Annotated in this window: 14 protein-coding genes; 3 read left to right on the top strand and 11 right to left on the bottom strand. The window is 54.8% G+C overall.

Going from position 1 to position 20,769, the window contains the following annotated elements:
* Positions 1–273 precede the first annotated feature (273 nt).
* Entirely contained in the window at positions 274–1,668 is a 1,395-nt protein-coding gene (locus LZP96_RS15445; protein ID WP_064324276.1) for a glycoside-pentoside-hexuronide family transporter, read from the top strand.
* Positions 1,669–1,680: 12 nt separating this feature from the next.
* The gene (gene yicI / locus LZP96_RS15440) at positions 1,681–3,999 is read left to right on the top strand and encodes an alpha-xylosidase (RefSeq protein ID WP_064324277.1); all 2,319 of its coding nucleotides are present in this window, start codon (positions 1,681–1,683) and stop codon (positions 3,997–3,999) included.
* A 120-nt stretch (positions 4,000–4,119) separates the two neighbouring features.
* On the opposite strand, the gene LZP96_RS15435 is transcribed toward yicI, so the two are convergent.
* The 7 genes from LZP96_RS15435 to gmk all read right to left on the bottom strand — a co-directional run bounded on the left by LZP96_RS15435 (position 4,120) and on the right by gmk (position 13,300).
* Positions 4,120–5,820: an AsmA family protein gene (locus tag LZP96_RS15435; protein ID WP_064324278.1), complete on the bottom strand. Its 1,701-nt coding sequence runs from the start codon at positions 5,818–5,820 to the stop codon at positions 4,120–4,122.
* A gap of 120 nt (positions 5,821–5,940) precedes the next feature.
* Positions 5,941–7,335 (bottom strand): nucleobase:cation symporter-2 family protein, encoded by a 1,395-nt coding sequence (locus tag LZP96_RS15430; protein WP_064324279.1) that lies wholly within the window; start codon positions 7,333–7,335, stop codon positions 5,941–5,943.
* 102 nt (positions 7,336–7,437) lie between these two features.
* Positions 7,438–9,519, bottom strand: a complete 2,082-nt coding sequence (gene recG / locus LZP96_RS15425; protein ID WP_064324280.1) for an ATP-dependent DNA helicase RecG — start codon at positions 9,517–9,519, stop codon at positions 7,438–7,440.
* Positions 9,516–10,211, bottom strand: coding sequence for a tRNA (guanosine(18)-2'-O)-methyltransferase TrmH (trmH, locus tag LZP96_RS15420; RefSeq protein ID WP_064324281.1), 696 nt, complete (start codon positions 10,209–10,211; stop codon positions 9,516–9,518). The genes recG and trmH overlap by 4 nt, the downstream gene beginning before the upstream one ends.
* Before the next feature lie 4 nt (positions 10,212–10,215).
* Positions 10,216–12,327, bottom strand: coding sequence for a bifunctional GTP diphosphokinase/guanosine-3',5'-bis pyrophosphate 3'-pyrophosphohydrolase (gene spoT, locus LZP96_RS15415; RefSeq protein ID WP_064324282.1), 2,112 nt, complete (start codon positions 12,325–12,327; stop codon positions 10,216–10,218).
* A gap of 19 nt (positions 12,328–12,346) precedes the next feature.
* Positions 12,347–12,622: a DNA-directed RNA polymerase subunit omega gene (gene rpoZ / locus LZP96_RS15410; protein ID WP_039030179.1), complete on the bottom strand. Its 276-nt coding sequence runs from the start codon at positions 12,620–12,622 to the stop codon at positions 12,347–12,349.
* 54 nt (positions 12,623–12,676) lie between these two features.
* A complete protein-coding gene (gene gmk, locus LZP96_RS15405) occupies positions 12,677–13,300 on the bottom strand; it encodes a guanylate kinase (RefSeq protein ID WP_064324283.1) in 624 nt (207 codons plus the stop codon).
* Positions 13,301–13,550: 250 nt separating this feature from the next.
* On the opposite strand from gmk, the gene ligB reads away from it, so the two are divergent.
* On the top strand, positions 13,551–15,218 hold the full coding sequence (gene ligB, locus LZP96_RS15400; RefSeq protein WP_064324284.1) for an NAD-dependent DNA ligase LigB: 1,668 nt from the start codon (positions 13,551–13,553) through the stop codon (positions 15,216–15,218).
* Here the strand turns inward: ligB and LZP96_RS15395 are convergent.
* From LZP96_RS15395 to LZP96_RS15380, 4 genes are all read right to left on the bottom strand, one after another.
* A complete protein-coding gene (locus LZP96_RS15395; protein ID WP_064324285.1) occupies positions 15,215–16,867 on the bottom strand; it encodes a phosphoethanolamine transferase in 1,653 nt (550 codons plus the stop codon). The genes ligB and LZP96_RS15395 overlap by 4 nt on opposite strands.
* 113 nt (positions 16,868–16,980) lie before the next feature.
* Entirely contained in the window at positions 16,981–17,598 is a 618-nt protein-coding gene (locus tag LZP96_RS15390; protein ID WP_064324286.1) for a trimeric intracellular cation channel family protein, read from the bottom strand.
* Positions 17,599–17,768: 170 nt separating this feature from the next.
* Positions 17,769–19,700, bottom strand: a complete 1,932-nt coding sequence (locus LZP96_RS15385; protein WP_258926157.1) for an acyltransferase family protein — start codon at positions 19,698–19,700, stop codon at positions 17,769–17,771.
* A gap of 202 nt (positions 19,701–19,902) precedes the next feature.
* The gene (locus tag LZP96_RS15380; protein ID WP_064324288.1) at positions 19,903–20,766 is read right to left on the bottom strand and encodes a YicC/YloC family endoribonuclease; all 864 of its coding nucleotides are present in this window, start codon (positions 20,764–20,766) and stop codon (positions 19,903–19,905) included.
* Positions 20,767–20,769: the final 3 nt, after the last annotated feature.

Here is a 20,769-nt window from a genome sequence, read left to right as displayed (position 1 = left end):
CTACATGGAGGCGGGCGCATTATAGCTACTTTCAATCGTTTACCCTATCCCTCCGTGTGTTTTTTTCACCTCTCTTTTGACCTGAATCGGGTTGTTTAGGGTAAATCCTAAGAATTTCCTCAGGTTACCTTTTCGCTCTGCGAGTTTTACCGCGATCACAAAAAAGAAGAAACGTAAGTTAGTAACCAGAAAACGCAATACACGCTCTCGAAACAATGGTTTAAAAACACGGAACCGGTCTCTGCGCCCCTACAGCGTCAAAGGATTAAAAAAATGAAGAGCGAAGTGTTAACTGTTAAGGAAAAGATTGGCTACGGCATGGGTGACGCCGCCAGCCATATCATTTTTGATAATGTCATGTTGTATATGATGTTTTTCTATACCGATATCTTCGGCATCCCCGCTGGCTTTGTTGGCACCATGTTCCTGCTGGCGCGCGGGCTGGATGCGATTTCGGACCCGTGTATGGGCCTGCTGGCCGACCGCACGCGCAGCCGCTGGGGGAAATTCCGTCCCTGGATCCTGTTTGGTGCCATCCCGTTTGGTCTCGTCTGCGTGCTGGCCTACACCACGCCGGACCTCAGCCTGAACGGCAAGATGATTTATGCCGCCGTCACCTATACGCTGCTGACGCTGCTCTATACGGTGGTGAATATCCCGTATTGCGCGCTCGGGGGCGTTATTACGAACGACCCGACGCAACGTATCTCCCTGCAGTCGTGGCGCTTCGTGCTGGCGACGGCGGGTGGCATGCTCTCCACGGTACTGATGATGCCGCTGGTTAATTTGATTGGCGGTGACGATAAAGCCGTCGGTTTCCAGGGCGGGATCGCCGTGCTGTCGGTCGTGGCGTTCCTGATGCTGGCATTTTGCTTCTTCACCACCAAAGAGCGCATTCAGGTGCCGCCGAGCACCACCTCCATGCGGGAAGACCTGCGTGATATCTGGCAAAACGACCAGTGGCGCATCGTCGGCGTGCTGACCATCCTAAACATCCTCGCTGTCTGCGTGCGCGGCGGCGCGATGATGTACTACTGCACCTGGATTATGGGATCGCCGGAAATCTTCGTCGCGTTCCTGACCACCTACTGCGTCGGCAACCTGATTGGTTCAGCGCTGGCGAAACCGCTCACCGACTGGAAATGTAAAGTCAGCGTCTTCTGGTGGACCAACGCGGCGCTGGCGGTTCTGAGCGTGGCGATGTTCTTCGTGCCGATGAATGCCAACCTGCTCATGTTCTGCTTTATTTTCGTCATCGGCGTCCTGCACCAGCTGGTCACGCCGATCCAGTGGGTCATGATGTCTGACACCGTCGATTACGGTGAGTGGACCAACGGTAAGCGCCTGACCGGGATCAGTTTTGCAGGCACGCTGTTTGTGCTGAAGCTGGGTCTGGCACTGGGTGGTGCATTGATTGGCTGGATGCTGGCCGGGGGCGGCTATGACGCGGCGGCCAAAGTGCAAAACAGCGCGACCATTACCATCATCATTGCCCTGTTCACGCTGGTTCCGGCGGCGTGCTACCTGGTGAGCGCGGTCGTGGCAAAACGTTACTACACGCTGAAAACCCCCTTCCTGCTCAAAATCATGGCCGAACTGGCAGAAGGCGCGCATCGCAACGCGCAGGATTTTGAACACCCGACGGTCAGCAAAGAATTTCAGAACTAAGAGGACGATAAGATGAAAATCAGTGACGGAAACTGGCTCATTCAACCGGGTCTGAATGTAACCTACCCGGTCCAGGTGTTCGACGTAGAGCAGCAGGGGAATGACCTGGTCGTCTATGTTGCGCCGCGCGACGTGCGCGAACGCACCTGGCAGCTGGACACATTGATGTTTACGGTTCGCCTTTTTGCGCCGCAGGAAGGGATTGTTGGGGTGAGAATCGAACATTTTCAGGGGGCGCTGAACAACGGCCCGCACTATCCGCTGAACGTGCTTAACGAGGTCAACGTTCAGATTGAAAATAACGCGGAGTACGCCGAGCTGAAAAGCGGCAACCTCAGCGTGCGGGTAACCAAAGGTGAGTTCTGGGCGCTGGATTTCCTGCGTAACGGCCAGCGCATTACCGGTAGCCAGTTGAAAAATAATGGCTACGTGCAGGATGGCAATGCCGACCGCCAGTATATGTTCGAACGCCTGGACCTGGGCGTGGGCGAAACGGTTTATGGCCTGGGCGAGCGCTTTACCGCGCTGGTGCGCAACGGTCAGACGGTCGAAACCTGGAATCGCGACGGCGGCACCAGCACTGAGCAGTCGTACAAAAATATTCCGTTTTATCTGACCAACCGCGGCTACGGCGTGCTGGTGAACCATCCGGAGAGCGTGTCGTTTGAAGTGGGTTCAGAAAAAGTCTCTAAAGTGCAGTTCAGCGTTGAAGGCGAGCATCTGGAATATTTTGTTATCGATGGCCCGACGCCAAAAGAGGTATTGAACCGTTATACGCAATTCACAGGCCGCCCGGCGCTGCCGCCTGCCTGGTCGTTCGGCCTGTGGCTGACCACTTCGTTTACCACGAATTACGACGAGGCGACGGTTAACAGCTTTATCGACGGGATGGCGGAGCGCGATCTGCCGCTACACGTTTTCCATTTCGACTGCTTCTGGATGAAGGCCTTCCAGTGGTGCGACTTTGAATGGGATCCGGTCACCTTCCCCGATCCGGAAGGCATGATTCGCCGCCTGAAAGAGAAAGGCCTAAAGGTCTGCGTCTGGATTAACCCCTACATCGGGCAAAAATCTCCTGTCTTCAACGAGCTGAAAGAGAAAGGCTATCTGCTGAAACGCCCGGACGGCGCCGTGTGGCAGTGGGATAAATGGCAGCCGGGTCTGGCGATTTATGACTTTACTAATCCGGACGCCTGTCAATGGTATGCCGATAAGCTAAAAGGGCTGGTGAATATCGGCGTGGATTGCTTTAAGACCGATTTTGGCGAGCGTATTCCAACGGACGTGCAGTGGTTTGATGGCGCTGACCCGCAGAAGATGCACAACCATTACGCCTATATCTATAACGAGCTGGTCTGGGATGTGCTGAAAGAGACGGTGGGCGAAGAGGAGGCAGTACTGTTTGCACGCTCGGCATCCGTGGGGGCACAGAAATTTCCGGTGCACTGGGGTGGGGACTGTTACGCCAACTACGAATCCATGGCGGAAAGCTTGCGTGGCGGCCTGTCGATTGGTCTGTCGGGCTTTGGTTTCTGGAGCCATGATATCGGCGGGTTCGAAAACACCGCGCCCGCGCATGTGTATAAACGCTGGTGCGCCTTCGGGTTATTCTCCAGCCACAGCCGCCTGCACGGCAGCAAATCCTACCGTGTGCCGTGGGCTTATGACGATGAGTCCTGCGACGTGGTGCGCCACTTTACGCAGCTTAAATGCCAGTTGATGCCTTATCTGTATCGTCAGGCGGCGCTGGCCCGTGAAGTGGGTACACCGATGCTGCGCGCCATGATGCTGGAGTTCCCGGACGATCCGGCGTGCGATTATCTTGATCGCCAGTACATGCTGGGTGATGCCATTATGGTTGCGCCGGTCTTCAGCGAGGCGGGCGACGTGCAGTTTTATCTGCCGGAAGGGCGCTGGACGCATCTGTGGCACAACGACGACGTGCAGGGGGGGCGGTGGCATAAACAGCAGCACGACTTCCAGAGCCTGCCGGTCTATGTCCGGGAAAACACGTTGCTGGCGCTGGGAAGCAATAACCAGAAGCCGGACTACGCGTGGAACGACGGCACGGCATTCCAGCTGTTTAACCTGGGCGAGGGCTGTACGGCAGCGAGCCACGTACCGGCAGCGGATGGGTCAGTGGCGTTCCGGTTAACGGCGACGCGAAACGGCGAGACCCTGACGGTGAAAGGGGAGGGCGAAGCGCAAAACTGGTCGATTTGTCTGCGTAACATTCAGCAGGTGAGCCGCGTTGAGGGCGCATCCCATACGGGCAGCGAATGGGGTGTGGTGGTAAAACCTGAAGGCAACGAGCTGGTTATTCACCTTTAACGGGTTGCCTGGTTTGCCGGGCGGCGACGCCCGGCCTACTGGTAGCGTGATTTCAGTGAGTTACCTGAACCGGCGGGCCTGAGCAGCGACGCGCCGTCAGGCGGATTTATTGGCGAACGATTACTGAGGCTGTGCGATGGCGTTATCTGTCGCCTCGCCATTGACCACCGTCTGCGTGACGCGCTGTTTATCCATGTTGACCGCGCTCAGTTTTCCATTCACCGTCGGCTTCAGAGGCGCTTTCGCCTGAAGTTGACCGCTGGCCGTCAGCTGGATATTCCCGTCGCCGGTGATGGATAAGGCTGGCCATCCCCACTGCTGTAAAAGATTAAGCGGCACGCCGCGACCATTCAGGCTGACGGTGGTGTGGCGTTGTGGCAGCTGAGACACGGTGGCCGTAGCCTCCAGGATCCCCTTCTCAGTGAAGGCGCTCAGGTCGCTGATATTTACGGTAGACGCATTCGCTGCGAGCGCCAGCGAAGGCCGCCGGACATCCACCCGATTAAACGTTGCCGCCGCGCCATTCAGCGTGGCATTTCCGCCCCATACGCCCCACTGACGATCTTTTGCCAGCCGCAGATTCGCGCCGTACCCATCAAGCGAGGTGATCTGCCAGGGGAAGGTCGGATCGATGTCGATAACCAGGTTACGGCTCAGGCCGAATTTTTTCAGCACGACGCTGTTCAGCCATTCCGGTAACGGGTCCATCCACAGCGTTTTCCAGTTTTCTGGCAGGGTGTATTCCAGCCCGGCGACGGCGACATCGTCCAGCTCCAGCGCTTTGCCTTTACGCAACCAGTTGCCGGAGGTGCGCACCATGCCGCCCTCCCAGCGTGATGTAAACTGGCGCAGCGCGATCCCCTGCGGGGAGAACTCGGCATTGAAAATGGGATCGAACAGGTGCAGTGAACCAAAGATAAATTCACTGGCATTCATTGAGAGCCGTCCGTCCTGACTTTGCCAGTCTCCCTGCGTTAACGTCAGATTCCGCAGGCTTAAATCAAGTTCGGTGACCGCCCAGTCCGGCCCCTGAAGACGGGCATCGGTGACCTCCAGTCGACCAATCTGCAAAGACGGCAGGGTAGCGATTGGGGCAAAGAACGCCTGCAGCGATTTGTCGCTTTGCAGACGGATATCGTTCAGGCGCAGGGTATCGACTATCCAGCCGCCCTCCGCGTTGCGGCGTGCGTTACCGGTGAGCGAGCCACGCGCCATATCAGCACCAACCGTGCTCAACACCACTTCCTGACCGTTGATTTCGCCCTGAATGAGCACGTTGCTGGCGGGGACACCATTGAGCGTCATCGAACCCGCACTCATCTGAATCTGGGCTTTTTTGCCGAGCACGTTGCCCGCTTCGGGCTGCCACGGGCTCAGGCCCCCTGTGACTTTTTGCGCACTCAAATCCCAGGCCATATTGGGGCTATTGAAAGCCATATTTTTCAACTGCAGGCGATCGGCCTGGAAGGGAAGGGGCGCCGTTTCGGGTGAAAGATTGAGCGTCCCATCTACCAGAGTAATGGTATCCATATGCATCGGATCGGTAATTTGTCGGCTGCTCAAACCGAGATCGACTCTTTTGGCGACCAGCGTGGCCGGTTTGCCATCACGGCCAAAGGTCACGTTTTCCAGAATGATATGCGAAGGCGTGGAAAAACGATGATCCATCTGGTCGAAATTGAGTTCGTAATCCGTGTTAACGCTGACCCAGCTGCTGACCTGTGCGGCGCCCCAGCGAGTCTGAATGAGAATATACACCGCCAGGATCGCGACCAGTATCGCCATCAAAAACCCGATAAGCAGCTTTCCAATAAATTTCATGGTCTTCCATCCCGTCAAACGCACCTCTAGGAGTTATGCACGATTTATGCGCAATCCTCAAGCCGGGAATGGTGTAATAAGATGTCACGGCAGGCATTGACCGCCTGCCGTGAAGGGGAATTAATTCTTTTCAGGCGGGAAAACGAGGTTCAGTACAATGGCGGTGATCCCCCCGGCAGCGATGCCGGAAGAGAGCAGGTTTTTCACCCAGTCCGGGGCAAACTGCAGGATCAGCGGTTGTTGAGAGACGCCCAGGCCCACGGCCAGCGACAGCGCAATAATCATAATGGCACGACGGTTCAGCGGCTCGCGGGAGACAATGCGCACACCGGAGGCGGCGATAGTCCCAAACATCACCAGCGTGGCGCCGCCCAGCACGGGCTCTGGGATGTGCTGTACAAAACCGCTCACGGCCGGGAAGAGGCCCAGCGCGATCAACATCAGTGCCACCACGAAGCCCACGTAGCGGCTTGCGACGCCGGTCAACTGGATGACGCCATTATTCTGACCGAAGCAGGAGTTCGGGAAGGTATTAAATACCGCAGAGACAAAAGAGTTCAGCCCGTTTGCCAGCACGCCGCCTTTCAGGCGCTTCATGTAGACCGGGCCTGAGACGGGTTGTTCAGAGACGTCAGACGTGGCGGTAATGTCGCCGATCGTTTCCAGGGAGGTGATCATAAAGACCAGCATCAGCGGCAGCAGCAGGTTCCAGTCAATGCCCAGACCGTAATACAGCGGCGTCGGCACCATGATCAACGGCGCGTCAGTCTGTGGGGTCGTTGCCGGCAACATCCCCATCGCCCAGGCCATGAGATAACCGGCCGCCATGGCGATCACCAGCGAGGCAACACGCAGGTAAGGGTTACGCTGACGGTTGAGCAAAATAATAATGCCCAGCACGACGCCTGCGAGCAGCAGGTTTTTCGGCGCGCCAAAGGTGTGATCGCTCATTGCCGCATAACCGCCGCCAATAGAGGTCAGGCCAACCTGAATCAGCGACAGGCCGATAATCATGACCACCACGCCGGAGACCAGCGGCGTAATCACGCGGCGTGCCAGATGAAGTACGCGGGAGATAACCATCTCGGTACAGCTGGCCAGCATCAGCGTACCAAACAGGGCCGCCATCATGGTTGGCACATCCGCACCACCGGTTTTAAGCGCCGTTCCACCCATAATCAGCGGGGCAACAAAGTTAAAGCTGGTGCCCTGAATGGAGAGTAAACCCGAGCCCACCGGCCCCCAGGCTTTTATTTGAATAATGGAGGCGACACCAGAGGCGAACAGCGACATGCTGATGATGTGCTGCGTGTCCTGAGCGGGTAAACCGAGAGCCTGGCAGATCAGCAAAGCGGGGGTGATGACCGCAACAAACATGGCCAGCAGATGCTGACAGGCTGCGAACAGCGTTTGCGCCAGCGGAGGACGATCCTCAAGGCGGTAGATCAATTCACTATTATGCTGCGCGTGCGCAATCGGTTGCGCATCAGCGGACTCTAAGGCGTTACTGGACATCGGCGGCAATCCCACGGTGGAAAAGCGGGCATTTTATCTGACCAGACGGTAAAAGCAAACGATTGCATTTATAATTTTTATCACCAGATTCGGTAAGCAGTTTCAGGCGTTGGAGTAGCGTTCGGTTTCCGGCATCCAGCGTTCAATCAGCGCTGCCGCCTGTTCCGGATAACGTTCATGAATATGGCGTGCCAGACGCTGAACTTCGGGGATCATGGCCTGATCGCGCATCAAATCCGCCACTTTAAATTCCGCATTACCCGTTTGGCGGGTGCCGAGGAGTTCACCGGGGCCACGAATTTCGAGGTCTTTTTGCGCGATGACGAAGCCATCATTACTGTCGCGCAGAACCTGCAGGCGCATCTGTGCGGTTCGGGAAAGAGGCGATTTAAAGAGCAGCACGCAGTGAGACGCCACCGATCCGCGACCCACCCGACCACGCAGCTGGTGGAGTTGCGCAAGCCCGAGGCGCTCCGGATTTTCAATAATCATCAGGCTGGCATTAGGTACATCCACGCCCACTTCAATCACGGTAGTAGCAACCAGCAAATGCAACTCGCCCTGTTTAAAGGCGTGCATCACCGCCTGCTTCTCTGCGGGTTTCATTCGCCCATGGACCAGCCCAATCCGGAGTTCTGGCAGAGCCAGCTTTAACTCTTCCCACGTGGCCTCTGCCGCCTGGGCTTCCAGAAGGTCGGACTCTTCAATCAGCGTACACACCCAGTAGGCCTGACGATTCTCCGTGGTGCTGGCCTGCCGCACGCGCTCGATAATCTCGCTGCGGCGGGTGTCCGGAATCGCGACCGTGGTAACAGGGGTACGTCCCGGAGGCAGCTCATCGATGGTGGAGGTGTCGAGATCGGCATAGGCCGTCATTGCCAGCGTACGCGGGATCGGCGTGGCCGTCATGATTAACTGATGCGGGTGGAATCCTTGCTGTTGGCCTTTTTCGCGCAACGCCAGCCGCTGATGAACGCCAAAGCGGTGCTGCTCATCAATGATCACCAGCGCCAGACCGTTGAACTGCACCTGTTCCTGGAATATGGCGTGCGTCCCGACCACCATCTGCACCTGACCGCTGGCAATCGCCTCCTGCTGCGCAAGTCGCGCTTTCCCTTTTTGCTTGCCGGCAAGCCAGCCCACTTCAATGCCAAGCGGTTCGAACCAGTTGCGGAAGTTGATCGCATGTTGCTCGGCGAGCAGTTCCGTCGGCGCCATGAGCGCCACCTGTTTACCCAGCGCAATGGCGCGCAGTGCGGCGAGCGCCGCCACCAGCGTTTTACCCGATCCCACGTCGCCCTGAACAAGACGCATCATAGGAATATCAAGCGCCAGGTCATGTTCAATTTCTGCGGTGACGCGTTTCTGAGCCGCGGTAGGTTTAAAGGGTAATGAGGCCAGCAGCTTATCTTTTAAATCATCCTTCGCCTTTAACGGCAGGGCGTGAAACCGCTGTGCCCCGGCGCGTAACGCCAGCATGCTCAGGTTATGCGCCAGTAATTCTTCAAGGATAAGCCGCCGCTGGGCAGGGTGGTGCCCGCTTTCTAAGTCGCTGAGCTGCAGGGTGGGCGGCGGGCGATGCAGCGTGCGCAGCGCCTCCGGCAGGCTCATCATGCCTTGTGCCAGCTCAGGCGGTAACAGTTCAGCGATGGCGCAGGTGTCGAGCAGTTCAAGCGCCTGGTCGGTGAGTTTGCGCAGCGTCGCCTGCTTAATGCCTTCGGTGGTGGGGTAGACCGGCGTCAGCGTGTCCTGCAATTCTGGGGTGCTGAGATCGCCCTGTACCCGATACTCAGGGTGGATCATTTCCGCGCCGTATTTGCCGCGTTTTGCCTCGCCGTAAGCCAGCACGCGTCGCCCGGTGGCGAGGCTGTTTTTCATTGCTGCGCTGAAATTGAAAAAGCGCAGGGTAAGAATGCCGGAGCCGTCGCTAATCTGGCAGGTCATCATTCGGCGACCGCCAAACGTCACGTTACAGTTCAGGACTTCGCCTTCGACGGTGGCGTAGATACCCGGCAGGAGATCGCCAATGGCATAAAGCTGCGTGCGATCTTCGTAGCGTAAGGGGAGATGAAGAAGTAAATCCTGAACGGTGTGCAGGCCGATTTTGGCCAGTTTGTTACTTTGCGCCGCACCTACGCCGGTCAGCGAGTTAAGGGGTATCGCGTCCAGCAGACGGCCTTTCATCTTAACTTCGCCGATTGCATCGTGGCCCACCACGCAGCATCGGCTTCGATCTCGCCCTGCGCATTAACGTGGGGGTAAGGCAAATTTTTCTGTTTTGCCACGCGGGCCAGCACGGGATAACCGCCTTCAAACAGCAAACGCTGTTGCTCTTCTTCCGGCAACATACTGTTGCTGCGCTTATACATGCCCGCATTCTGACGCTGGCGCTGGGCTTCATACAGAATCAGCGCTGAGGCGACGGAGACGTTCAACGACTGCACCATGCCGGTCATCGGGATGATGATGTCCCGATCCGCCAGATCCAGCGCTTCTTGCGTGATCCCGGTTTTTTCCTGACCCATCAGGATGCAGGTCGGGCGCGTATAGTCGATCTCACGAAAATCAACGGCATCATCGGAAAGGTGGGTGGCAAGGATTTGCATACCGCGCGCCTTGAGCTGCGACACGGCATCTGCAATGGTGGAATGCGTGGTTACCGTTACCCAGCTGTTGCTGCCTGCGGCGCTGGAAGCCATGGTGCGCATGCGGTTCCCCGGCCAGACGGCGTGAACTTCATGCACGCCAACGGCGTCGGCGGTACGCACAATGGCAGAGACGTTATGAGGTTTATGGACCTGCTCCATGCACACCGTGAGGTCAGGCTGACGCCTGGCGAGCATTTCACAAATCCGCGCATAACGCTGTGCATTCATAAGGCTAGTTTCGGTTACGCGTCACTTTGATGACGTCCGGCATCACGCGGATTTTGCGCATGATGTTCGCCAGATGGACACGATCGCGGGCCGTCAGGCGTATAAATGCGCTGTAAACGCGGCCATCTTTCTCTTCCGTGTTCAGGCTCTGAATGTTGGAAGTGGCCGTATTGATTGCCGCCGTCAGGTTTGCCAGTGCACCCTGGTGGTTGAACATATCGACCTTAATTTCGGTGATAAATTCTTGTGCGGTCTCTTTATCCCATTCGACCGCCATAAACTTCTCAGGCTCTTTCTGATAGCCACGGATGTTACGGCAGGATTCGTGATGGATAACAAGGCCTTTACCCGGGCTGACGTGGGCAATAATCGGGTCGCCAGGAATCGGTCGGCAACATTTTGCAAAGGTAATCAGCACGCCATCGGCGCCTTTAATCGGCAGATGACCCTGACCCTGCGTGGTGGTCGCTGGCGCGGAAGCATCACCTTGCTGCAGGTTTTTCGCCACCACAACGCTCATCGCATTGCCCAGCCCAATTTCAGCCAGCAGATCGTCAAGGACGGCGAGCTTCATGCGGTCCAACTCGCGCTGAATGTTCTCTGGCGGGATTTCGGCCAGCTTACGGCTGCCGCCCAACGCGTGGTTAAGCAAACGACGCCCAAGGCTGACGGAGTCGTCACGCTTGAGGTTTTTCAGCAGTTGACGAATTTTGGCGCGCGCTTTCGAGCTGACAACAAAGTTCAGCCACGCCGCGTTCGGACGAGCGCCCGGGGCGGTAATGATTTCGACCGTCTGGCCGCTTGTCAGCGGCTGCGACAGCGGATAAGGCTGTCTGTCGACGCGAGCGCCCACGCAGGCATGTCCGATATCGGTATGAACGGCATAGGCGAAATCGACCGGTGTAGCGCCTGCGGGCAGTTCGACAATGCGGCCTTCTGGCGTGAAAACGTAAATCTCATCCGGGAAGAGATCGGATTTAACGCTCTCGATAAATTCAAACGAGCTACCGGCGCTCTGTTGCAGCTCCAGCAGGCTTTGCATCCAGCGCTGGGCGCGGATTTGCGCGGTCGTGCTGGTTTCACCGTGCTCTTTATACGCCCAGTGTGCAGCAACACCCATTTCCGCCATCTGATCCATATCTTCAGTGCGGATTTGTACTTCGACAGGCACGCCGTGGGGACCGATCATCGAGGTGTGCAAAGATTGATAGCCGTTCGCTTTTGGAATGGCGATGTAATCTTTCATGCGCCCTGGACGCGGTTTGTACAGGCTGTGCATCTGACCGAGTACGCGATAACAGGTGTCGGAATCATGAACGATCACGCGGAATGCGTAGATATCCATGATGGAGTGAAAACGCTGCTCTTTAAGCACCATCTTGCAGTAGATGGAGTACAGGTGCTTTTCGCGACCGCTGACGCGGCACGGAATTCCCGCTTCCTGTAAACGGCCTTCAATTTCAGAGAGGATTTTTTGAATCATCTCTTTACGGTTGCCGCGTGCGGCTTTCACCACCTCTTTAATCACACGATAGCGGTTTGGATACAGGGCTTCAAAACCCAGCTCTTCCAGCTCGGTTTTAATGTGATGTATGCCTAAACGGTGCGCCAGCGGGCTGTAGATTTCGAGGGTTTCGCGAGCAATGCGGCGACGTTTGTCCGGGCGCAAAGAGCCCAGCGTGCGCATGTTATGGGTGCGGTCAGCCAGTTTGATGAGAATGACGCGGATATCCTGCACCATCGCCATAATCATCTTGCGGAAGTTTTCGGCTTGCGCCTCTTTCTTATCGCGGAACTTCAGCTTATCAAGCTTAGAGACCCCTTCCACCAGTTCGGCAACGCTTTTGCCAAACAGCTGTTCCATATCCTGGTAGGTGGCGGGGGTATCTTCGATCACGTCATGCAGAAGCGCAGCCATCAGCGTTTCATAGTCGAGTTTCATCTCGGCCAGAATGCAGGCGACTGCAACCGGGTGCGTGATATAGGGTTCACCGCTTGAACGTGTCTGACCCTCGTGAGCGTCACGTGCAACGAGATACGCCTGCTGAAGACGTTTGATTTGGTCTTCAGGCAGGTAGGTTTGAATCAGTTGATTCAGGCTTTCAAACAGATACAAGGGCGACCCGCAGGATTAATTAACGACGACCTTCAGCAATGGCGGTGACGGCCTGCAGTTCTGCGGCTTCCTGCTCTTGCTGCTCCTGGCGCTCACGTACGTCGAGGATCTGGCTGTTGATCAGACCTTCTTCGATTTCACGCAGCGCAATAACGGTGGTTTTATCGTTTTCTTCTGGTACCAGCGGATCTTTACCACCGGACTGCATCTGACGAGCGCGACGCGCGGCGACCAGTACCAGGTCAAAACGGTTACCAATTTTCTCTACAGCGTCCTGAACAGTTACGCGTGCCATACTTAAAATGCTCCACAGATGAAGAAATGACTGGGCATGATACTGAATGTGGGTTCAGTCTGCCAACAGTTTGGTGATTAATGCGTCATGTCGCTGCTTCTGGCGGCTCATGCGCAGACGTTCGGCGCGAATAATAGTCTTAAGATCGCCAAGGGCGGTATCAAAATCATCATTCACAATCAGGTAATCATATTCGGCGTAATGGCTCATTTCTGCAACTGCCTGGGCCATACGTTTTGCAATAACTTCTTCGCTATCCTGGCCGCGTCCACGCAGACGGCGGTCCAGCTCTTCTTTTGACGGCGGTAAAATAAAGATACTGCGTGCCTGGGGCATTTTAGCGCGAATTTGTTGCGCGCCCTGCCAGTCGATATCCAGGAACACATTTACGCCCGTCGCCAGGACCTGCTCAATGGTTTCACGCGACGTCCCGTAGTAGTTACCGAAAACTTCGGCGTGTTCAAGAAACGCTTCTCTGCCGATCATCGACCGAAACTCATCGTGATTCACAAAGAAATAGTGTTCACCGTGTACTTCACCCGGGCGCGGCTGGCGCGTGGTATGAGAAACAGAAACTTGCGTATCGTATAACGGTTGGGTTTTTAACAATGCCTGAATCAGGCTGGATTTACCCGCGCCACTAGGGGCAGAAACAATATAAAGCGTGCCTTGAGCCATGAGAGTCTTTCGTATGTGTTAGCGATGAAGTCCTACATACGGGCTTATTATACACGTCGCCGCCTCGTGACGTAGCCTTTGTCACACTTTTTCCATTCAATAAAAGAATTTTGCACACCGTTATCCTGTTTTTCCTGTCATTTGCAGCAACAAAAATTAAAGACAGAAGCCATCCCGAGAACCTGCGCTTTTCTGGTCGTCAGGCGTGGCAAGACGGGGTATACCCTTCGCAAAACAGGGAGGACAGGCGATGTGGAAAGGCGTTTGCATAGGATTGATGTTGTGGAGCGTAAACGGTATGGCCGTGTGCCCCGTCTGGTCGCCGGCCAAAGCGGCACAGGAGATGGCGGGACTGCAGGCACAGATTACCCGGTGGGACGAGGCATACTGGAAGCAGGGCAAAAGCGAGGTGAGTGACGATGTTTACGATCAGCTCAACGCCCGCCTGAAACAGTGGCAGCGCTGTTTTGGTGACAAACCCTCTGAGGATATCCCCCCAAAAAATGGCTCGCTCAGCCATCCGGTCGCCCATACCGGCGTGCACAAAGTGGCGGGGAAAGAAGAGTTGCGCCAGTGGATGCTGAATCATCACGACCTGTGGGTTCAGCCTAAAGTAGACGGTGTAGCGGTGACGCTGGTTTATCAGAAGGGCAAGCTGGTGCGCGCAATCAGTCGGGGTGATGGCGAGAAAGGGGAAGACTGGACAGCCCGGGTGCGAGGCATTCCTTCCGTCCCGGATAACATAAGTGGCCCGCTGGCGGATAGCGTGCTGCAGGGTGAGCTCTTTTTACAGCGCGACGGCCATGTCCAGAAACAGATGGGCGGAATGAATGCACGGGCTGTTGTGGCTGGTGCCCTGATGCGTCATGAGGACAAGACCGCGCTGAAGACGATAGGCCTGTTTATCTGGGCGTGGCCAGATGGGCCGCAGGCCATGCCGCAGCGGCTTAAAGCGTTAACGCAGGCAGGCTTTACCTTAACCGCCCGCTATACGCTGCCGGTGAGTTCACCTGACGAGGTTGAAAAACAACGCCAGCACTGGCTGACGTCGCCGCTGCCTTTTGTCACCGATGGCATTGTGGTGCGTTCGGCGCAGGAGCCGTCCGGCCAGCGCTGGCTGCCCGGCTCCGGTAGCTGGCTTGTTGCCTGGAAGTACACCCCCGTCGCTCAGATAGCAGAGGTAAACGATATTCTGTTTGCCGTGGGGAGAACGGGGAAAATTTCCGTCGTCGCTGCGTTAGCGCCCGTACAACTGGATGATAAACGCGTTCAGCGCGTCAACCTTGGCTCAACAGGGCGCTGGCAGACGCTGGATATCGCCCCGGGGGATCAGGTTTTGTTAAGTCTGGCAGGCCAGGGCATTCCCCGGGTGGATAAGGTGGTGTGGCGCGGCGTCGACAGAACGAAGCCAGTGCCTCCCCCGGCGCGATTTACGACACTCACCTGCTTTTACGCTTCGCCGGCGTGCGCCCGGCAGTTTATCGCAAGGCTTGTCTGGTTAGGTTCATCGCCGGTACTGGATATAAGCGGTTTAGGTGAGTCAGGCTGGCGGACGCTGCATCAGGCCTGGCGCTTTGACCATATTTTCTCATGGCTGGCGCTGACCAAAGAACAACTGCAAAACACCCCCGGTCTGAGCGCATCGCGCGGCTTGCAGCTTTGGCATCGTTTTGAGTTTGCTCGCCATCAACCCTTTGTTCGCTGGATAAATGCGTTAGGTTTGCCTTTACCGCAAGCTGCGGTGAAGGCACTGGGGCAGCAAACGTGGCAGCAGTTACGGGAACGGGATGCTGAAAGCTGGCATCGCCTTCCGGGCGTGGGGCCGGAAAAAGCGCGCAAGATAGTCGAGTTTATCCATCATCCCACGCTGGACGCCCTGTCGCGCTGGTTGGGCGAGCAGGGCGTCCAGGGGTTTTAAAGCGAGTTCGCTTTTGCCTTACGCCAGGGGGTATCCCTGGCAGGAGAACTGAACGTATCGCGAAGCTGATCGTAATCGAATATATGACGTCCCCCGTCCATAACGGATAAAAGCGTCGAACCCTGATAGCAGGTCTCAAGTAAAGATTGGCAATTTTCAATGCCGGTTGAAATGCCAAGCCAGCTCAGCATCAGCTCGTAATTATGGGTCGTTGGCCAGTTTTCCTGCACCCAGCCGAGCTTTCGCTTCTGGCTATCCAGCGCTTTTTGGCTATACCAGATGAACTGCGGAACGTCATAGGCCTCTTTGCTCGGGTTGCGCGATCCGTGCATATACAGGGAGTCCAGCTGGGGGTTTTTTTCCAGGCCGTGATCGGAGAAGTACAGTATCGAGGAGGCGCTGCCCTGCAGACGTTTTGCCACTTCGCCGATAAAGTAATCCGTAAATCGGATGGCATTGTTGTAGCAGTCTTCGAATTTATCGCCCGAATTAAGCACGCTGGCGGAAGGGGGATAACGATCGCACGCAATTTCGTGGCTGCCATTAATATGCAGAACGATAAATTTTTTGCCGGGTACGGTGAGCGCCTGGTCAAGAGCAGGCAACAGCTCGGTGTCGTATTGTGTATCTATCCACTGGGCTTTCTGGCTGGTGGACGCGATTGCCACAATGTAATTATTACTTTTGCCTGAGTGGCCTTGCGCGCTAATCCACTCGGTATGATAGCCCGTTTTACGCGCAATGCTGACGATATTATCGGCCAGTTTATCGGCTGTGAAGTGATCCGGATCGGCTTTGCTTAAAATCATGGGTACGGCTAAAACGGTGGCAGACGCTGGTGCGGTGGCATGACTAAAAATTAACGCATTATTTTTAAAAGCAGATTCGACCGGGGTTGTTTCCTGATTAAAGCCGTAGAGCTGCATATTGCTGCGGCGCGCGGATTCCCCCACGATCACGACATAGTTCTCAATGCCAGTTTCGTGATACTGCAGCGCAGGGTAATGCACGCTTTCCTGGCTGATTTTCTCAGCCAGAGCATTATCGCGGTGGGCAATGATAAATTCAGCCCCCGTGTAAAACGGTGTATTAGTCAGAATTCTGGCGCTGAGTGGGTAATAAACCTCAAGGTCTTTACGCTTTTTTAACCAGTTGGCGGTTGAGTACCACCCCATATAAATCACAAGCAGAATGACCCCAACCGTCTTTATCCGGCCAGACAGGTTCTCGCTCAGTGATTTAATGGCGTACCAGGTGATGAGAAAATACCCCAGCACGACGGGTATAGAACGGAGATAAAGCCCCGACATACTTTTGGCTTCTGCCAGATGGGTTGCCAGAATACTCATCGCAAAAACGGTATTGAACTCGCTCTGGTAAACATTCCAGGTGCTGAACGCAATGGCAAAATTGAGCGTCAGCAGCGCCGATAGAATGAGGGCGATAATCTTACCTGGCAGATAACGATAGATCCCCGCGGCGGCCAGCAGGAGAAATACATTGCAGAGTGCGATGCGAATAGCAAAGCGGACGGGTTGCGTGAACAGTACCGGCCAGAGCTGGATTGCGACTGAGAGCATCAGCAAAATCAAAAAGTGACCGCTGAGTTTTTTATTTATCGTGAGCGCGGAGGCTTTAGCAAATGACATTATTTCTTAGAGCTATTTTATGGATGCAGGCGCTCAGCAGTATATCCCGCTTTAAGAGGCTGATTTATGCACTTCATGTGCTTTTTCGGACCTGTTGTCGTTCCGTTAAGAAATCAATGCGTGTCATGCGTGTAATGAAATACCGGTAAACCTAGCTTCAATCGCAGGGCCAGCAGTCTGGTGGTAAAACCAAACAGCAATGTGGCAATGACCACGACCTCCTGATTGGACACATAATGCTGCAAAGCGATGTACAGAACAGCTGAGGCAAATGATATGCCCGCATAAAGCTCTTTTTGAAAAACAAGGGGGATGCGCTTGCAGAACATATCGCGCAATACGCCGCCAAACACGCCGGTAACCACAGCAGCAATTATCGCGATGATCGGGCCTTCACCCATATCCAGTGCAATTTGCGCACCGATAATGGAGAAAACAACCAGACCCAGTGCGTCCAGCACTAAAAACAGGCGCCTTAAATGGGGCATGACAGGCGCTGCCAGCGTTGTTAACACCGCCGCAGCCGCGACGATCACGACATATTCAGGGTGCTTCACCCAGCCTAAGGGATAATGGCCCAGCAAAATATCGCGAACCGACCCCCCACCAAGGGCTGTCGCTGTGGCGATAATAATGACGCCAAAAGTATCCATGCGGCGGCGTCCGGCAGCTAACGCGCCAGTCATCGCTTCAGCCGTGATGCCGATCAGATAAAGAGTATGTAGAAGCATTCATCCCCCAGAGTTGAGGGCGGTAGGGTAACGTTTCGTGAGCAGCGTCACGATTGAGATTTTCTTGTGCGAGGTTGTTACCCTTAGTTTTTCTTATTCATGTTTGCGCTTATTGCTGCTCATGGTGGCTAATAAACTAAATCAGCCATTAGATTTACTCATGTATTGAGTCAGTGTTTGTTAAAGATGGTCTGGAACATGGGTACGAGCCATTTGTTCCCCGTCTCGCTGAGATGATTATCGTCAAAATAGAGGGGCTGTAGGTTATGGCTCCCCATGCAGCGACCTGACGTACAAAGATAATCATCTGGGGCGAGAACCTTCACGCCACACTGTTGTGCAGCCCGATTTTGCGCATCAATCACCATGCGGTTTCGTTGCTGATACACCGTTAGCGGCAAAGAAATATCCTGGGCAGTTCCCTGGGTCATCAGGCGGTGAGACAAAGTCCGTGGCACGTTTTCGCCCATTTCAGGAACGGGATGGACCAGATAAACAGGGTGATCGCGGTTAAGCGTGCAAGCCATCTCCACAATAGAATCAGCATACTGTGTCTGATAAGAGCCTGCATTCTGAGCAGCCGATTTAAAGATAACCTGTTTATTTTCAGCGTAGTGCGTCAGGCGATTCACAATGACCACCGGGACATTCGCCGGGTATTCACGCAGTTTGTTAGTCAGTGAACGGTTAAATTTCCCGCAACGGTTATGCTCCGTCAGCTCGGCATTGGCAAGCGTAGGGCAGCCTGAGTAGGTTATGCCAATAACGGAACCAGACTCCCTGGCCGCTTCTGCGAGCGCGGTGGCCGTGGCCTCTGCATGGCTGTCGCCAATAATAATGGCGGCAGGCTCGCCGGTACCGTAATAACTTAAATGCGTTTTAGGGTCGACGGCAAAGTTCTTGTTATGCGCTTGCGCAGCGATTTTATCGACCATGGGATCGGGGCGGCTGACAAGATATTCATTTTTGACCAGATAGCTAAATACCCAGGCAATACCGATAAAACCAAACAGGACCGACCAAAACGCCACGGCCGAGCGCTGATTTAAAAACTCTTTTGCCGGTTGTTCAACCAGCACCCAGGATAACCACCCGGCAACGAATGAGAGCGCGATAGCGCTAAACACCCATAAAACGTCATGCTGATGGCCGGCATACACTAAAAAGACGGCAATGGGCCAGTGCCATAAATATACAGAATAGGAACTTAGCCCGACCCAGCGGAAGTTGCGGTCAATCACGTTCACCAGCGGGGAATAATGGCTGAAGATCACAAGCATTGCCCCCGTTACCGGGATCACTGTCAGCAGGCCAGGCCAGGCATCTTCAGCATGGATAAACAGCAGAGACAGAAGAATCAGCGAATATCCCGCGATCGCCGCAAGGGGACGCAGGGACATCGGCGGAGTAAAGCGCTTTGCGGCGTACCAGACGACCCCGCCACAGAGCATCTCCCAGGCACGATACGGCATGAGATAAAAGCGTGTAGAAGCATCTACCGTGGCGCTGGTTAAACTAAACCATAACGAACCCACAGCCAGTATTAACAGGCACAATCCCATATCCACCCGTTTCCTGAGGGGATATAAGGCCATCATAATGAAGGGTAATACCAGATAAAACTGCCATTCGACGGACAGAGACCAGGTGTGCAGGAACCAATTTTCGTGAGAGTCGGTAGCGAAATAATCTCCCGATTCTTTGTTCAATTTGAGATTGGAAATAAATAAAGCGGCGTAGCCAACGTAATTACCCAGTTTTTTATATTCACTGGTGGGTAACCAGAAATAGGTTGCAGCGGATAATATTAGGCACATAACTAATAGTGCCGGAATAATCCGTTTACAGCGTGCCGCATAAAAGGTAAAGAAACTGAAGGTTCGCTTATCCAGTGCCGTGGCGATAATTTTGGTCATCAGGAAGCCGGATATCACAAAAAAGACATCGACGCCGACAAACCCGCCCGGGAGCAGCGTGGCGGCAAAGTGATAAAACACGACAGAGAGAATGGCAATTCCACGCAGCAGGTTAATGTCCTGCCGGAACTCACGATCAACCGGGAGGCTTCGGGATTCCTCAAGTGATAAGTTGATGTTTGCCATTATGTTTCCTGGACATTAAACATTTTGGATAGGGAAGGCGAAGCGCAGTGTATCAAATAATCTAAAGAAATTCCTGGGCTGAGATGGGCAAAGAGGGCTTAAGGAGAACCTTCAATGGTGAATAAATGTAAAAAATAAAAGGTCATAATGAATTATGACCTTGTTAACCGATAAGACTTTACGCATTAAGAAAACGTAACGGTTACTCGATATTCTGAATCTGCTCACGCATCTGTTCGATAAGCACTTTCAGCTCAATCGCGGAATTCGTCACGTCAGAGTTAATGGATTTTGACGCCAGCGTATTCGATTCGCGGTTGAACTCCTGCATCATAAAGTCCAGACGGCGGCCAACGGCTTCCTTTTTCTTCAGAATGTTGTACGTCTCTTTTACATGCGCTTCGAGGCGATCAAGCTCTTCGGCCACGTCAACGCGCTGGGCCATAAGGACCAGTTCTTGCTCAAGACGCGTGTTTTCCAGCTGCACTTCGGCTTCTTCCAGTTTGGCGACCAGACGTTCGCGCTGCCATTGCAGCACTTCTGGCATATGCGCGCGCACTTTCTGTACCTCAACGCTGACGCCTTCCAGACGCTGTTCAATCATCGTTTTAAGCGCCTGACCTTCGGTTTCGCGGGCCACGATAAAGTCGTCCAGCGCGCCGTCAAGCGCACCGAGGATTTCAGCGGTAATCGCATCCAGATCCTGCTCGCCGGCGGCCATTACGCCCGGCCAGCGCAGAATGTCGACAGGATTAATTTCCCCTTCATCGCTCTGCATTTTGACCCAGTTCGCCGCGTTGACCAGCTGTTTAGCCAGCTTTTCGTTAAGGATCAGTTCACCTTGTGCGCTCGCATCAGGTTCAAAGCGCAGGTTGCACTCGACCTTGCCACGCGTCAGGCGCGCACGAATTCGCTCACGTACGACGGGCTCCAGGCTGCGGAATTGCTCCGGCATACGGAAATAGGTTTCCAGATAGCGCTGGTTTACCGAGCGCATTTCCCAGGTAGCGCTACCCCAGCTACCCTTGATTTCACGCCGGGCGTAGGCGGTCATACTGCGAATCATAGA

Source organism: Huaxiibacter chinensis, from assembly GCF_022171985.1.
Taxonomy (GTDB): domain Bacteria; phylum Pseudomonadota; class Gammaproteobacteria; order Enterobacterales; family Enterobacteriaceae; genus Enterobacter; species Enterobacter chinensis_A.
This window is presented reverse-complemented; position numbering and strand designations above follow the sequence as displayed.

Coding starts and splice junctions, on each gene's coding strand:
- rpoZ (WP_039030179.1), bottom strand. CDS start 12,622: ATGGCACGCGTAACTGTTCAGGACGCTGTAGAGAAAATTGGTAACCGT.
- LZP96_RS15380 (WP_064324288.1), bottom strand. CDS start 20,766: ATGATTCGCAGTATGACCGCCTACGCCCGGCGTGAAATCAAGGGTAGC.
- LZP96_RS15435 (WP_064324278.1), bottom strand. CDS start 5,820: ATGAAATTTATTGGAAAGCTGCTTATCGGGTTTTTGATGGCGATACTG.
- LZP96_RS15385 (WP_258926157.1), bottom strand. CDS start 19,700: ATGGCAAACATCAACTTATCACTTGAGGAATCCCGAAGCCTCCCGGTT.
- LZP96_RS15445 (WP_064324276.1), top strand. CDS start 274: ATGAAGAGCGAAGTGTTAACTGTTAAGGAAAAGATTGGCTACGGCATG.
- yicI (WP_064324277.1), top strand. CDS start 1,681: ATGAAAATCAGTGACGGAAACTGGCTCATTCAACCGGGTCTGAATGTA.
- LZP96_RS15430 (WP_064324279.1), bottom strand. CDS start 7,335: ATGTCCAGTAACGCCTTAGAGTCCGCTGATGCGCAACCGATTGCGCAC.
- gmk (WP_064324283.1), bottom strand. CDS start 13,300: ATGGCTCAAGGCACGCTTTATATTGTTTCTGCCCCTAGTGGCGCGGGT.
- ligB (WP_064324284.1), top strand. CDS start 13,551: ATGTGGAAAGGCGTTTGCATAGGATTGATGTTGTGGAGCGTAAACGGT.
- LZP96_RS15395 (WP_064324285.1), bottom strand. CDS start 16,867: ATGTCATTTGCTAAAGCCTCCGCGCTCACGATAAATAAAAAACTCAGC.
- recG (WP_064324280.1), bottom strand. CDS start 9,519: ATGAAAGGCCGTCTGCTGGACGCGATACCCCTTAACTCGCTGACCGGC.
- trmH (WP_064324281.1), bottom strand. CDS start 10,211: ATGAATGCACAGCGTTATGCGCGGATTTGTGAAATGCTCGCCAGGCGT.
- LZP96_RS15390 (WP_064324286.1), bottom strand. CDS start 17,598: ATGCTTCTACATACTCTTTATCTGATCGGCATCACGGCTGAAGCGATG.